This window comes from Massilia sp. GCM10023247, assembly GCF_042653325.1.
Taxonomy (GTDB): Bacteria; Pseudomonadota; Gammaproteobacteria; order Burkholderiales; family Burkholderiaceae_D; genus Telluria.
This window is the reverse complement of record NZ_JBHSIB010000022.1, coordinates 73,369-87,415: the sequence shown is the minus strand read 5'-3', so window position 1 is coordinate 87,415 and position 14,047 is coordinate 73,369. Positions and strand designations below refer to the sequence as shown.

Sequence of the window (14,047 nt, the reverse complement as noted above, 5' to 3'; positions counted from 1 at the left end):
CCCTGGCCGATTAGCGGCTTACTTCTTGTAAATGCCTGCTTCCAGCACGACGCCGTCGACGAGCAGGACATAGCTGCTCTTCTGCTCGATCTTGCCGGTGCGCGGGTCCTTGTATTGGTAGTCGACCCAGCCCTTGCCCTTGGCTGCAGCGAGCTCGATGATCTCGCGGCGGTACTTCTTGCCGTTCGCGTCCGGGACATCGGTCAAGTCCATGCCGACGATCGATGGGTTGTACGGGTGCGCCAGCACGATGCCCGTCTTGACGTCGCGCAGGTCGACATGCAGCGAGCCCTGGGCAAACGCCGGGTCCCTGGCCTGAAGGCGCTTGATCATTTCCTTTTTACCCTTGGCCTTGATCAGGGCAGCGCCACGCTCGACCATTGCGATGGCGTCCTGTTCGCTAGGTTCGTTGGCCAGTGCGCCGGAGCAGGCAAGTCCGAGGCAGAGGGCGGTGGCAGTGGCGAGGAGCTTCATGAGGCAATCCTTTCGATAAGACATGCCGCTCCAGGCCATGTCGAGGGTGTACTGCAGCGCTGTCGCCAGGCGCACCGCGCGGCAGCCGGCTGGCCGGCGATGGCCCGTGCTCTTGCCGGCTGCCGCCGATCAGAAGGCTTATTTCTTGTAGATGCCCGCGATCAGGACAATATCGTTCACCCGCATCAGGTAGCTGGTCTTGGCCTCGATCTTGCCGTTATCCGGGTTCTTGTACATGTAGTCGACCCAGCCCTTGCCGTCCTTCTTGGCCATTTCCATGATTTCGCGGCGGTACATTTTGCCGTTGACATCAGGGACGTCGTTGAGGTCCTTGCCGACGATCGACTGGTTGTAGGGGTGGGCGATGTTCACGCCGACGGGGAAATCGCGCACATAGATGTACATCGATCCCTGTACGAAGTCCGGGTCCTTGGCAGTGATCTTCTGCAGCAGGGCTTCCTTGCCGTTCGCCTTGGCAAAAGCGGCACCGCGTTCGACCATCGCGATTGCATCCTTGGCAGTCGGCTCGGAAGCGACGGCGCTTGCCATGGAAAGGCCGAACAGGGCGGCGGTCAGCACTCGTTTCATGTCATCTCCTTGTTCAAAATTGGTTAGGGCAGCAGTCTTGTTGCCTCTGCGCATGCGTAATGTACGCTTTCCTCAAGGCATTCAATTGCGGCAGCGCAAGGTTGGCTTGGCTTGGGCAACGCGCCGCCACTGGCCGCATACGTGCCAATTTAATTTCTTCAAGGTAACTTATTAACCATGGATCCTTTGTTGATTTGCTGCAACTGATTTCCTAGGTGCAAGTTCTAGTATTGATTCTTCAAGGAAATTTGAGTCCCTAATGGCCATTGCTTCCCTTCTTGGAGAATGTCGTGATTACCGAAACAACGTCGACCAGGTTCAAGCCCTATACCCGCCAGACGATTTTCCTGGCCCGCCAGTGGCAGTGGATGAGTGCCGACCAGCAGGAAGCCGTACAGGTGATGTCGCATGTACTGCCGTTTCGGACCAACCAGTTCGTCCTCGACCGATTGATCGACTGGCACAAGGTCCCCGACGACCCGATCTTCCGGCTGACCTTTCCCCAACGCGCTATGCTGCCCGCCGAGGACTATGCACAGCTGCGCGAACTGGTGCTGTTTAAAAAAGACGAAGCAGCCATTGCCGCGATGGCGCGCAGGATCCGGATGCGCACGCATCCGCACCGGCCAGGCCCGGCCACGCACGGCCTGGCTGGGCTGGACGACGCAGCGCAGCGTGGCCTCCGGCACAAATATGCGGAAAGCCTGCAGTTCTTTCCCAGCTCCGCCCAGACCTGCTACGCCCGCTGCACCTGCTGCCCCCGCCGGTCCCGGGTCTCTACCAAGGACGCGATGACGCTCGATACCCGGGCGGTGGCCGGGTTGGTCTCCTACCTGCGCACCCACCTCGCGGTGAGCGACGTCCTGATCACCGGCGGCGACCCGCTGAGCATGTCCACCGATGCGCTGGCCGCGTGCATCGAACCCTTGCTGGCGCCTGAACTGGCGCATATCCGGAGCATCCGGATCGACACCAGGTCGCTCGCATGGTGGCCGCACCGTTTCGTCAGTGGACACGATTCAGGCGACCTGCTGCGCCTGTTCGAGCGCGTGGCCGCCAGCGGCAAGCGCCTGGCCGTCCTCGGCCACTACAGCCACCCGGTCGAGCTGCGCAACGAGGTGGCGCAACAGGCAGTGCGGCATATCGTCGCCAGCGGCGCTTCGCTGCGCATGCAAGGTCCGTTACTGCGCGGCGTGAACGACGACCCGGCCAGCTGGGCCGAGCTGTGGGCCGCCGGAGCGAAGCTTGGCGCCGTTCCCCACCATCTGCTCGTCGGCCGCGACAGCGGGCCACAGGACTATTTTTCGGTGCCGCTGGCGCGTGCCCATGAGGTCTTCCAGGCCGCCTGCCGCACCCTTCCCGGGCTCGAGGACATCGTCACCGGTCCCTCGATGAGCACATCCGCCGGCAAGGTGGCGATCGACGGGATCGTCACCATCCAAGGCGAGCGCGTGTTCGCGTTGCAGTTCCTGGCGGCCCACAACCGCGATTGGGTGGGCCGGCCTTTCTACGCCAGGTTCGACCCTGGCGCGACCCGGTTCGACCAGCTACTACCGGCCTTCGGCCACAGCAAGTTCTTCTTCGAGGCCGCCGATACCGGCGCCGCCCGCCAACGCAAGGTGATTCCGGTTGTGCCGGCGGTGGGCCGCGATGCGCACGCGCACGATGCCTCGCTGGAACTGGCCTGACCATCATGCGGACCGCTATCGACCTCGACGGAAAGCCGCAGCGGCTCTCCGGCATCGCAGTATTCTTCCACGTGTTCCTGCCGTTCGCGTTCGGGCACTACCTGTCCTTGTTGCTGCGTAACGTGAACTCGCTCCTGGCGCCCCACCTGGTCGGATCGCTGTCCCTGAGCCCCGGCCAGCTTGGCTTGCTCACCAGCGTCTTCTTCCTCTCCTATGCGCTGGTGCAGCTGCCGGTCGGGATTGCGCTCGACCGCTATGGCCCACGCAAGGTGCAACTGGTGCTGATGCTGGTGGCGGCGGCAGGCACGCTGTTGTTCGCGAAAGGGGAAAGCTTCGCCCAGCTGGCATTCGCGCGTGCCCTCATCGGACTCGGCCTGGGAGCCTGCTTCATGTCGGCGGTGAAGGTGATTTCGAGCTGGATCTCACCAGGCAAGGTGCCTTCCGTGCACGGCTACCTGATCGCCGTCGGCGGCCTGGGCTCGGCCTCGGCAACGGTGCCGGTGCGGATGGCACTGGAGCATACCGACTGGCGCGGCCTGTTCGTCGCCCTCGCCGCGCTGACCGCCTGTGCCGGCATACTGATCTGGATGGTGGCGCCGCGCGAGGCGCCGGTGCGCAGCGCCAGGGTGCCGACATTGAAGTCGGTGCTGGACGTCTACCGCGAACCCGCGTTTCGCAAGACCATCTCGCTGATCCTGATTCCGCACACGGTCTTCTTCGGTATCCAGGGCTTGTGGATCGGGCGCTGGCTGACCGACGTGGCGCGGTTTCCGGAGGCCGCCGTGGCCTACCTGCTGTACATGAGCATGGCGGCAGTGATCTTCGGCGCCATCGCCGTCGGCATCGGGACCGAACGCGCTGCGCGGCGCGGCATCAAGCCGCTCGACCTCGCCGGGTTCGGGGTGGCGGTCTTTGTCGGCGTGCAGTGCATGATCGTGTTGAATTATGCCCCCAGTTACCAGTTGCTGGCCGTGCTGTTTACCCTGGTGGGCACGATCACCGGCATGGAATACGCGATCGTCGCGCAGACGGTGCCGCGTGAACTGACCGGGCGCGCCTCCACCTGCCTGAACCTCCTGATCTTCGTCGGCGCCTTCCTGGTGCAGGCCGGGTTCGGCCTGGTGGTCGGGTTGTGGCAGCCCGACAGCTTCGGCCATTATCCGCCGCTGGCTTACCAGACCGCGTTCGGGCTGCTGGTGCTGCTCCAGCTGCCGGGCCTGCTGAAGTGGGCACGGCAGCGCATGGCGCCGCCGCGCTCGCACGTCGAGATCGGCGAGGAGGTGCAGCGGGCGGCGTGAAGGCGCATCGTAGTGCGTCGCATTTGCATGTGTATTGCATGGAAACGGGCACAGGGGTATTGTTATTCTTGCCACCATTCCGGTCAGGAGAACACCATGCGCCTTCACCCGCCAGCCGTCATCGCTGCCGCCGTACTGCTTACCCTCGGCGCCTGCGGCGACAAGTCCACGCTTCCGGCCGGTGCCGGCATCGGTCCCACGCCGACGCTGCCGGCACCGCACAAGACCCTGATCCCGACGGTGGACATCGCGCCGGCCAGGGGCTGGCCGGAAGGGGGCAAGCCGGCGGCGGCGGCGGGCCTGCAGGTCGCCGCGTTCGCCACTGGCCTCGATCACCCGCGCTGGCTGCACGTGCTGCCCAACGGCGACGTGCTGGTGGCCGAATCGAACAAGCCGCAGACTCCCGAAACGAAGCAATCCGGCATCCGCGCCTGGGTCATGGGCATGGTCATGGCCAGGGCCGGCGCCGGGGTGCCGAGCGCCGACCGCATCACGCTGCTGCGCGATGCCGACGGCGACGGCGTGGCGGAAACCCGCAGCGTCTTCCTCAAAGGCCTGCATTCGCCGTTCGGGATGGCGCTGGTCGGCGAGACCTTGTATGTGGCGAACGCCGACGGCATCGTGCGCTTCCCGTACCGGGAGGGCGCCACCGACATCACGGCAGCGGCGCAACAGGTGGCGCCGCTGCCGGCCGGCCTGAACCACCACTGGACCAAGAACATCATCGCCAGCCGCGACGGCGCCAAGCTCTACGCCACGGTCGGCTCGAACAGCAACGTCGGCGAGAACGGCATGGCGATCGAAGCCCACCGCGCCGCGATCCTCGAGGTCGACCTGAAAAGCGGCGCCACGCGCCTGTTCGCCTCCGGCCTGCGCAACCCGAACGGGATGGGCTGGGAGCCGCAGACGGGCGTGCTGTGGACGGTCGTGAACGAGCGCGACGAGATCGGCAGCGACCTCGTGCCCGACTACCTGACCTCGGTCAAGGAGGGCGGTTTCTACGGCTGGCCCTACAGTTACTACGGCCAGCACGTCGACCAGCGCATCCAGCCGCCGCGCCCGGACCTGGTGGCGCAAGCCATCGTGCCCGACTACGCGCTCGGCGCCCACGTCGCCGCCCTCGGCCTGGCCTTCGCCGAAGGCGCGCAGCTCGGCCCGCAGTTCGCCGGCGGCGCCTTCATCGGCCAGCACGGCTCCTGGAACCGCAAGCCGCTGTCGGGCTACAAGGTCGTGTTCGTACCCTTCGCGAACGGCAGGCCGAACGGCAAGCCGGTCGACGTGCTCACCGGGTTCGTCAACCGGGATGGCGACGCCTACGGCCGTCCGGTCGGCGTGGCGATCGACAAGGCGGGAGCCTTGCTGGTGGCGGACGACGTCGGCAACGTCATCTGGCGCGTGCGCAAGGCACCGTAGCCTAGGCGCAGCCGGCGACAAACCACAGCGGCACCGAAGTCCACGCGATTCCCATGAAGCCCAGCACGGCCATTCCGGCCTCGGCGCGTTCGAACAGCGAGGCGGGCGCGCCGGCCAGCGTGGCGCGCATGCGCCAGGCCAGCACGGCGCAGACCCCCAGCGCCGCCAGCGTCATCAAGGCCAAGGGCAGGCGCTGCGGACTGCCCGGCGCAAAACCCGCCGGGCTGCATTGAAACGCGACCAGCACGTAACAGGCGGCGAAGTGAACGCCCCACACCAGCAGCGGCAGGGTCGCGCGCAGCAGCTTGCCAAAGAACCGTTCGCGCATCAGTCGCTCCATCGTTAATCCATCAGCAGGGGCACGACGTGCACCGCCAGCGCCCCGACGATGCCCTGCAGCGTCGTGTAATAAAACAGCAGGGCCGTGTTGTCGAAGGTGGCGCGGCTGGACGCCGTCAGGCGCCCGCTCCAGGCGCGCGCGGCCAGGTAGCAGCCCGCGATCGCCAGCACCACCACGTGGAAACCCTGGTAGGCGACGATCGCCGCGATCGTCGCGCTCCAGGCCAGCGTGCGCGGCGCCAGGCCGGCGAGCTGGTAGCCGTGCAGGTCGACCAGGAAGCCGGCCGCCATGCAGGCGGTGGCGGCCAGCACCAGCCAGGGCAGCCAGCGGCGGCCGATGCCGCGCGCGCCCAGCAGCATCAGGCTTGATGCCGCCAGCAGCAACAGGCCTGAGAGCAAGGGCCAGATCCGCCCGGGCAGGCTGGCCGACGGCGGCGGGCAGACTTCCAGTCGCATCGAGATGTGGATGTAGGCGAAGACGAGCGAAGCAAAAATGGTCGCGTCCACCACCAGCATGATGATGGTCGCCCACCACGAATGCGAGTGCACGCCGCGCGCGCCGACCGGCAGCGTCAGGGTGTCCGATACCTTGGCTTGCCTGATCGGCTGCGCCTGGTCCGAGCCCCACAGCCAGGCGATGGTCGACGCCACTGCGATGATGCCGCAGGTCCAGGCGACGAATATCATCTTGACCGTCAACAGCAGGAAGAAGCCGGCGGTGCCGGCCGCCGCGAGCAGTGGCAGCCAGCTGTCGCCCGGCAGGATCATCAGGTAGGTGGGCCTGGCGGCGATCGGACTGGTGGCGATGGTCTCGCGCTTGCCGCTGACCGTGCCGGGCAGGTAATGCCGGCCGGCCTCGACCTGTTCGGCCAGGCCCGGCTGGTCCCACAGCGGATCGGCCGAGTGGATCTCGGGGATGCTGCGCGTGGCATACGACTCGGACGGCAGCCACTCGAGGGTGGAGGCATTCCACGGGTTGCCGGGGGCTTGCTCGGGACGGCGCTGGGTGCGCACGAGGTCGACCAGGAACAGCAGCACGCCGGCGCCCAGCACGAAGGCGCCGAGCGTCGACACCATGTTCAGGGTATCCCAGCCCATCTCGCTCGAATAGGTGTAGACCCGGCGCGGCATGCCCAGCAGGCCGGTCAGGTGCATCGGCAGGAAGGAGATGTTGAACCCGCCGAACATCAGCCAGAACACCCATTTGCCGACCCGTTCGGACAGGCGCTGGCCCTTGACCAGCGGCAGCCAGTAATACAGGGCGGCGAACACCGGGAACACCATGCCGCCGACCAGCACGTAATGCAGGTGGGCGACGATGAAATAGGTGTCGTGGGCCTGCCAGTCGAAGGGCAGCACGGCGACCATCACGCCGGTCAGGCCGCCGAGGACAAAGATGAACATGAAGCCGGCCAGGAACAGCGCCGGCGCGGTCAGCTCGACCTTGCCGCGCCAGAGCGTGGCGATCCAGCCGAACACCTGGATGGCGGTCGGCACCGCGACCGCCATGCTGGCGGCGGAAACGAAACTCATCGTCATCACGCCCAGGCCGGCCGTGAACATGTGGTGCGCCCACAACCCGAAGCTGAAGAAGCAGACCCCCACCAGCGCCACGATGATGGCGCGGCGGCCTACCAGCGGCGAGCCGGCGATGGTCGGGATCATGGTCGAAACCATGCCGGCGGCCGGCAGGAAGATGATGTACACCTCGGGGTGGCCGAAGAACCAGAACAGGTGCTGCCACAGGATCGGGTCGCCGCCGCGCTCGGCGATGAAGAAGGGCCAGTCGAAGGCGCGCTCCAGTTCCAGCAGCGTGGTGCCGGCAATGATGGCCGGGAAGGCGAACACGATCATCACGGCCACCACCAGCATCGCCCAGGCGTAGACCGGCATCCGCGCCAGCGTCATGCCCGGCGCGCGGGTGAACAGGATGCCGACGATCAGTTCGATGGCGCCGGCGATCGCCGAGATCTCGATGAAGCCGATCCCGAGCAGCCAGAAGTCGGCGTTGATTCCCGGCGAATACTGCTTGCCGGTCAGTGGCGGATACATGAACCAGCCGCCGTCCGGCGCCAGGCCGAAGAACAGGGTGGTGAAGAAGGCCAGCCCGCCGATCGCATAGGCCCAGTAGGCATAGGCCGACAGGCGCGGGAAGGGCAGGTCGCGCGCGCCCAGCATGTTCGGCAGCAGGTAGACGGCGATCGCCTCGACGATGGGAATCGCGAACAGGAACATCATCACCGTGCCGTGCATCGTGAAGACCTGGTTGTAGACGGAGGCGCTGAGCAGGTCGTTGTCCGGCACCGCCAGCTGGGTGCGCATCATCAGCCCCAATATGCCGGCGAGCAGGAAGAACAGCATCGCCGTACCGATGTAGAGCAGGCCGATGCTGGTGTTGTTGACGCTGGTGAGGAAGCGCAGCCCGGTCGGGGTGCGCCAGGCCTGCTTCAGCCGCTCGAATTCGCCTTCGGGGCGGGGCAGCGAGGAGGGCAGCGAGGCGGGCTGGCGTTGGTCAAGGGCGGTCTGCGTCATTTCAGGTGCTCGAGGTAAGCGGCGAGCGCGTTCAGCGTGGGGCCGTCGATGTCGGTGGCGGCGGGCATGCGCGCGCCAGGCTTGATGGCCTGCGGGTCGGCGATCCAGCCGGCCAGCGTGCCGCTGTGGTTGCGCAGGGTGCCGGCCGCGATGTGCGTGCGCCCGCCCACGTGGGTCAGGTCCGGCCCCAGGCGCGCGCCTTCGGCCACGCCGCGGATCGTGTGGCAGCTCTGGCAGCGCTGCTCGAGGAAGGCGGCGCGCCCGCGCTCGATCAGGGGGCCGCTCGGTTCGCGCGCCGGCTGCGCTTCCTGCGCCAGCCAGCGGTCGAATTCCTCCTGGGGCAGCGCCACCACGTGCAGCGCCATGCGTGCGTGCTGCTCGCCGCAGTACTCTGCGCACTGGCCGCGATAAATGCCGGGCTTGTCGGCCTGCAGGGTCAGGCCGTTGATGCGGCCCGGGACGGTATCCATCTTGCCGTTCAGGGAAGGGATCCACAGGCTGTGGATCACGTCGGTCGAGGTCAGGCCGATGTAGACCGGCTTGCCGACCGGGATGCGGATTTCGTTGGCGCTGGTGACTTCGCGCCCGCTGGCCGGGTCGTGGTAGCGCACTTCCCACCACCACATCTTGGCGGTCACGCCGACCGTCATCGCGCCGCGCGAGGTCTGGGGTGTCAGTTCGGCGCTGCGCAGGGTGCTCCACACCAGCAGGACGCTGAGCACCACCACCGGGAAGGCGAAGCCGGCGCCGAGGATCCAGCGGCGCGGCGTCACCGGACGCCCGCTGCGGCGCATGCCCAGGGCCGCGAGCACCATCACGCCGGCGAAGATGAGCGCGCCGCCGCCGAACAGCACCCAGGTCATGTTGGCGATGATGGCCGCGTCCGGGCCGGCCGGATGCAGGGCAGACTGCAGGGGCGCGCTCATTGCAGCGTGGCCAGGTAGGCCGCCATGTGGCGCGCTTCACCCGGCGAGACGCCGAGATCCGGCATCGCGGTGCCCGGCTTCATGGCCTGCGGATTGTCGAGCCAGCGTGCCAGGTTGGCGGGCGTGTTCGGGATGCCGCCCGCGATGTAGCTGCGCCGGCCGAAGCGTTCCAGCGGCGGGCCGGCGTTGCCGGCGGCGCCGGGCACCTCCGGGATCGCATGACAGGCCGTGCATTGGTATTGCGCCATCAGGCGCTGGCCCTGGGCGGGATCGCCGCCGGCGACGACGGCCGCGGCTTCGCGCTCGCCGCAGCCGGCCAGCGCCACGCACAGCCCCAGCGCGCCGAGGCGGCGGACCAGCGGGAAGACGGAGCAGACGAATTGGTTGCGCACAATTGAATCCGGCGAAGTGTGTCGGCTCTATATAATACAAGAATAAAAATATCAATTTTTCAACAGTGTGCACCCCAGCCAAGCGCCATCGATGCCTTCCAACCGTACCCGCCTGATCCTGAAAACCGCCGCCGCCACCCTGGTGTTGGCCGGGCTGGCCGCCGGCGTCGCGGGTTTCGTCGTGCTGCGCGCCGGCTGGTACGACACCACCGCCACCTCCCAGCACCTGCAGCTGACTTATTCGGTGCTCGAGCAGGGCATGCGCTACTCGGTCGGCCACCATTCGCGCGACGTGGTGGTGCCGGCGCTGGGCGCGCCGCAGCAGGTAGCGCGCGGCGCGCAGGTCTACAGCGCCCAGTGCGTGCAGTGCCACGGCGCTCCGGGCGTCGCGCAGGCCAAGATCGGGCAGAGCATGCAACCCTTGCCGGGCCCCCTGGTCGACGCCAGCAAGCGCTGGCGGCCGCGCGAGCTGTACTGGATCACGCGGCACGGCATCAAGATGAGCGGCATGCCGGCCTGGGAGTTTCATTTGAGCGAGACCGATTTATGGGCCGTGGTGGCCTTCATGCAGGTGCTGCCGGCCATGTCGGCAGGCGACTATGCGGCCGCCACTGGGCCAAGGGCGGCGCCATCGGCGGCCGCGCCGGCCCCTGCGCAGGTGGCCCGATGAGCGCGCGCCTGCTGACATGCGCCGTGGCGCTGGCGCTGCTGGCCGGCTGCGGCCAGGCGCCCGCCACCTCGACCGCCTTGCAGGGCGACCCGCAACGGGGGCGCGCCGCGCTGGCCCAGCACGCTTGTCGCGCCTGCCACATGATCCCCGGCATCAGCGGTCCCGAAACCTATGTCGGCCGCCCGCTGGTCGACCTGGCCGAACGGCGCTTCATCGCCGGCGGCCTGCCCAACAACCAGGCCAACCTGGTGCGCTGGATCCGCGATCCGCAGGCGATCGACCCGCATACCGCCATGCCGGCGATGGGCGTGAGCGAACGCGATGCCATCGACATGAGCGCCTGGCTGCTGGGACCGGGAAAGTAGGGCCGTCCAGTCCACGCCCGGTTCTTGGTATCATGCATTCCCCTGCTAAATTGGAAGAATGCAATGAGATTGGTGCGCTATGGCCGCCCGGGTAAAGAGAAGCCGGGCCTGTTCGACGATGAAGGGCGCCTGCGCGACCTGTCCGGCGTGATTGCCGACATCGACGCTTCGGTATTGAACGACCGCGCCCTGCGCAAGCTGGCGAAGGTCGATCCGGCAAGCCTGCCGCTGGTGCGCGGCAATCCGCGGATGGGCGTGCCCGTGAAAGGTGTCGGCAAATTCATCGGCATCGGCATGAACTACGCCGACCACGCGGCCGAGACCGGCGCCGAGGTGCCGCCCGAGCCGATCTTCTTCACCAAGGCGATCAGCTGCCTGAACGGCCCGGACGACCCGATCCGGCTGCCGAAAGGGTCGAAAAAGACCGACTGGGAAGTCGAACTGGGCGTCGTGATCGGCACCCGCGCGCAGTACGTGAGCGAAGAAGAGGCACTGAAATGCGTGGCCGGTTATTGCGTCGTGAACGACGTCTCGGAACGCGCCTACCAGTTCGAGATGGGCTCGCAGTGGGATAAAGGAAAAGGCTGCGATACCTTCGGCCCGGTCGGCCCCTTCCTGGTCACCCGCGACGACGTGTACGACGTGCAGGACCTCGACCTCTACCTCGAAGTGAACGGCAAGCGCATGCAGACCGGGAACACGGCGAACATGATCTTCACGGTGGCGCAGATCGTCAGCTACCTGTCGCGCTTCATGACGCTCGAGCCGGGCGACATCATCGCCACCGGCACCCCGCCGGGCGTCGGCATGGGCCGCAAGCCGCAGCGCTACCTCAAGAAGGGCGACACCCTGCGCCTCGGCATCGCCGGGCTGGGCGAGCAGCAGGCGGAAGTGGTGGCGTAGGGTGGACACCTGTGTCCACGCGTGAAGCATGCGTCAACGCGGCGCACGCTTTACGCGTGGAGTCGGGATACGTCAACGCGGCGCACGCTTTACGCGTGGAGTCGGATGCGTCAACGCGGCGCACGCTTTACGCGTGGAGTCGGGACTCCACCCTACGTCATTACACCTTGATCGCGGCGTCGACCGCCTCCGCCAGCCGCGCCACCATCTCCGACAGCTCGTAGGCGGTGACGATGAAGGGCGGCGCCAGCAGGATGTGGTCGCCGCGCTGGCCGTCGATGGTGCCGCCCATCGGGTACACCATCAACCCGCGCGCCATCGCCTCCGCCTTGATCGCCGCGTGCAGCTTGCGCGCCGGCGCGAAGGGCTCCTTGGTCGCCCGGTCCTGCACCAGCTCCATCCCGAGGAACAGCCCGCGCCCGCGGATATCGCCCACGTGCTCGTGCTTGCCGAAGACGTCGCCCAGCATGCGCCGCAAGGTCGCGCCGCGCCGCTGCACCTGTTCCAGCAAGCCGTCGCGCGCGATCACCTGCTGCACGGCGAGCGCCGCGGCGGCCGCCACCGGATGGCCGCCATAGGTATGGCCGTGCAGGAAGCTGCCGCTGCCGTGGCGCAGGCGCTCGACGATCGCCCCCTGGGCCAGCACCGCGCCCACCGGCTGGTAGCCCGCGCCCAGGCCTTTGGCCACGGCGATGATGTCCGGCGCCACGCCGTCCTGCTCGATGGCGAACATGGTGCCGGTGCGGCCCATCCCGCACGTCACCTCGTCGGCGATGAACAGGATGCCGTGGCGGTCGCAGATGGCGCGCACGCCCCTGAAATAGCCCGGCGTCGGCGGGATTGCGCCGCCGCTGGCGCCCACCACCGGCTCGGCGACGAAACCGATGACCCGCTCCGGCCCCGCAGCCATGATCGCTGTTTCCAGTTCGTCGAGCAGCAGCGCGGTGTAATCGTCCACGCTCTGGCCGTCGCGGCGGTCGCGGTATTCGTAGCAGGGCGCCACGCGCGGCACGTCCATCAGCAACGGCGCGAAGGGCTGGCGGCGCCACGCGTTGCCGCCGACCGCCAGCGCCCCGAGCGTGTCGCCGTGGCCGCTCTGGCGGCGTGCGATGAACACCGAACGCCTGGTTTCGCCGCCCTCGACCACGTACTGGCGCGCCAGCTTGAGCGCCGTCTCCATCGCTTCCGAACCGCCCGAGACCAGGTACACCGCCTTGATGCCGCTTGGCGCGACGGCGACCAGCCGTTCGGCCAGCTCCTCGGCCGCTTCGGTGGTGAAGAAGGCCGTGTGCGCATAAGCGCAGCGGTCGATCTGGCGGTGCATGGCGGCGATCACGTCCGGGTGCCCGTGTCCCAGGGAGGACACGGCCGCGCCGCCGCTGGCGTCGAGGTAGGCATTGCCGGCATGGTCGAACACGGTGACGCCGGATGCGTGCACCGCGACTGGCGGCGCCTGGCGCAGGCTGCGGTGGATGATGGTGCTCATTGTCTTTCCCTCCAACAAAAAAAGTTGACGGTTGACAATAAACGGGGCGGCTTCGGATTCCTTTGATCTTTAACGGAAGCTGTGCGAATATTTTTCCGTCCATACACTTCTGCGATGCCGACCCGGATCCCATGACCGACCGCCTCCGCCCGATTCCCCCGGACCAGCTGACCGAGGCCCAGCGCCGCGCCGCCGACGCCGTCATCCATGGTCCGCGCGGCGCCTTGTACGGCCCCTTCGTGCCGCTGCTGAGGAGTCCCGAGCTGCTGGAAAATGCCCAGCGCATGGGCGAGTACTTGCGCTACCGCAGCGCGATCGGCGCGCGCTTGTCGGAGCTCGCCATCCTGGTAACGGCGCGCCAGTGGAACCAGGGCGTGGAATGGGCGATCCATGCGCCGATCGCGGCGCACGTGGGGATACCGCAGGGCGTCATCGACGCCATCGGGCGGCGCGAACGGCCGCAGAACATGCTGGTGGACGAAGCCGCGGTGCACGACTTCTGTATCGAGCTGCACCGGGACAAGGGCGTCTCGGACCCGACCTACCATGATGCGCTCGCGCTGTTCGGCGAGCAGGGCGTGGTCGATTTGGTGGGATTGAACGGCTACTACACTTTCCTGGCGATGGTGATGAACACGGCGCGCACCGAGGTGCCGGCGTCGAGCGCCGCGGCGCTGCCGAAATGACAGGCAGCGCGCCGAAATAACAGGCAGCGCGCCGGACTAGCCGGCAGCGTGGGCGTCCGCGCTCAGGCCAGCGCTTCCTTGGCCGCTTCTTCCGGCGTCAAGCCGTCGTAGAACAGGTCGGTGAACCACTCGACTTCTTCCTCGATGTGGTCTTGCGCCTGCTTCTGGGTGGCGCCGCCGGCGACCAGGTGCTTTTCGACTTCGATGCACCAGTTAATCAGCGCCATCGTTTCTTCGTCGAGCTCTTCCTTCTTGGCCATACCTTGTCCCTTTACTGTTGCATCGGC

Annotated in this window: 15 protein-coding genes; 7 read left to right on the top strand and 8 right to left on the bottom strand. The window is 67.1% G+C overall.

The features are described from left to right. Window positions 1–18 precede the first annotated feature (18 nt). A complete protein-coding gene (locus tag ACFPAH_RS17180) occupies window positions 19–474 on the bottom strand; it encodes a cache domain-containing protein (RefSeq protein WP_379747726.1) in 456 nt (151 codons plus the stop codon). A gap of 138 nt (window positions 475–612) precedes the next feature. After that, window positions 613–1,062, bottom strand: coding sequence for a cache domain-containing protein (locus ACFPAH_RS17175; RefSeq protein WP_379747724.1), 450 nt, complete (start codon window positions 1,060–1,062; stop codon window positions 613–615). Window positions 1,063–1,352: 290 nt separating this feature from the next. On the opposite strand from ACFPAH_RS17175, the gene ACFPAH_RS17170 reads away from it, so the two are divergent. The 3 genes from ACFPAH_RS17170 (at window position 1,353) to ACFPAH_RS17160 (ending at window position 5,461) form a co-directional block, all read left to right on the top strand. Further along, window positions 1,353–2,750, top strand: a complete 1,398-nt coding sequence (locus ACFPAH_RS17170; RefSeq protein WP_379747722.1) for a lysine 2,3-aminomutase — start codon at window positions 1,353–1,355, stop codon at window positions 2,748–2,750. 5 nt (window positions 2,751–2,755) lie between these two features. Continuing rightward, window positions 2,756–4,048, top strand: coding sequence for an MFS transporter (locus tag ACFPAH_RS17165; RefSeq protein ID WP_379747720.1), 1,293 nt, complete (start codon window positions 2,756–2,758; stop codon window positions 4,046–4,048). 96 nt (window positions 4,049–4,144) lie between these two features. Continuing rightward, window positions 4,145–5,461, top strand: a complete 1,317-nt coding sequence (locus ACFPAH_RS17160; RefSeq protein ID WP_379747718.1) for a PQQ-dependent sugar dehydrogenase — start codon at window positions 4,145–4,147, stop codon at window positions 5,459–5,461. A 1-nt stretch (window position 5,462) separates the two neighbouring features. Here the strand turns inward: ACFPAH_RS17160 and ACFPAH_RS17155 are convergent, their stop codons facing one another. From ACFPAH_RS17155 to ACFPAH_RS17140, 4 genes are read right to left on the bottom strand one after another with little or no spacing between them, the layout of a single operon-like run. Further along, the gene (locus ACFPAH_RS17155) at window positions 5,463–5,789 is read right to left on the bottom strand and encodes a hypothetical protein (protein WP_379747716.1); all 327 of its coding nucleotides are present in this window, start codon (window positions 5,787–5,789) and stop codon (window positions 5,463–5,465) included. Window positions 5,790–5,803: 14 nt separating this feature from the next. Then, window positions 5,804–8,332, bottom strand: coding sequence for a cytochrome c oxidase subunit I (ctaD, locus tag ACFPAH_RS17150; RefSeq protein ID WP_379747714.1), 2,529 nt, complete (start codon window positions 8,330–8,332; stop codon window positions 5,804–5,806). Next, window positions 8,329–9,258 carry a cytochrome c oxidase subunit II gene (gene coxB, locus ACFPAH_RS17145; RefSeq protein ID WP_379747712.1) on the bottom strand — a complete coding sequence of 310 codons (930 nt, stop codon included), beginning with the start codon at window positions 9,256–9,258 and terminating at the stop codon, window positions 8,329–8,331. The genes ctaD and coxB overlap by 4 nt, the downstream gene beginning before the upstream one ends. Next, on the bottom strand, window positions 9,255–9,650 hold the full coding sequence (locus ACFPAH_RS17140) for a c-type cytochrome (protein ID WP_379747710.1): 396 nt from the start codon (window positions 9,648–9,650) through the stop codon (window positions 9,255–9,257). Before ACFPAH_RS17140 ends, coxB begins: the two co-directional genes overlap by 4 nt. A gap of 91 nt (window positions 9,651–9,741) precedes the next feature. On the opposite strand from ACFPAH_RS17140, the gene ACFPAH_RS17135 reads away from it, so the two are divergent. The 3 genes from ACFPAH_RS17135 to ACFPAH_RS17125 all read left to right on the top strand — a co-directional run bounded on the left by ACFPAH_RS17135 (window position 9,742) and on the right by ACFPAH_RS17125 (window position 11,588). Beyond that, window positions 9,742–10,320, top strand: coding sequence for a c-type cytochrome (locus ACFPAH_RS17135; RefSeq protein WP_379747708.1), 579 nt, complete (start codon window positions 9,742–9,744; stop codon window positions 10,318–10,320). Beyond that, on the top strand, window positions 10,317–10,685 hold the full coding sequence (locus tag ACFPAH_RS17130; RefSeq protein ID WP_379747706.1) for a c-type cytochrome: 369 nt from the start codon (window positions 10,317–10,319) through the stop codon (window positions 10,683–10,685). Before ACFPAH_RS17135 ends, ACFPAH_RS17130 begins: the two co-directional genes overlap by 4 nt. Before the next feature lie 63 nt (window positions 10,686–10,748). Next, on the top strand, window positions 10,749–11,588 hold the full coding sequence (locus tag ACFPAH_RS17125) for a fumarylacetoacetate hydrolase family protein (protein WP_379747704.1): 840 nt from the start codon (window positions 10,749–10,751) through the stop codon (window positions 11,586–11,588). Window positions 11,589–11,748: 160 nt separating this feature from the next. On the opposite strand, the gene ACFPAH_RS17120 is transcribed toward ACFPAH_RS17125, so the two are convergent. Further along, complete coding sequence (locus ACFPAH_RS17120) at window positions 11,749–13,074, bottom strand: aspartate aminotransferase family protein (protein WP_379747702.1); 1,326 nt, start codon at window positions 13,072–13,074, stop codon at window positions 11,749–11,751. Between the two features lie 131 nt (window positions 13,075–13,205). On the opposite strand from ACFPAH_RS17120, the gene ACFPAH_RS17115 reads away from it, so the two are divergent. After that, on the top strand, window positions 13,206–13,760 hold the full coding sequence (locus tag ACFPAH_RS17115) for a carboxymuconolactone decarboxylase family protein (protein WP_379747700.1): 555 nt from the start codon (window positions 13,206–13,208) through the stop codon (window positions 13,758–13,760). Between the two features lie 62 nt (window positions 13,761–13,822). On the opposite strand, the gene ACFPAH_RS17110 is transcribed toward ACFPAH_RS17115, so the two are convergent. Continuing rightward, entirely contained in the window at window positions 13,823–14,020 is a 198-nt protein-coding gene (locus ACFPAH_RS17110) for a hypothetical protein (RefSeq protein ID WP_379747698.1), read from the bottom strand. Window positions 14,021–14,047: the final 27 nt, after the last annotated feature.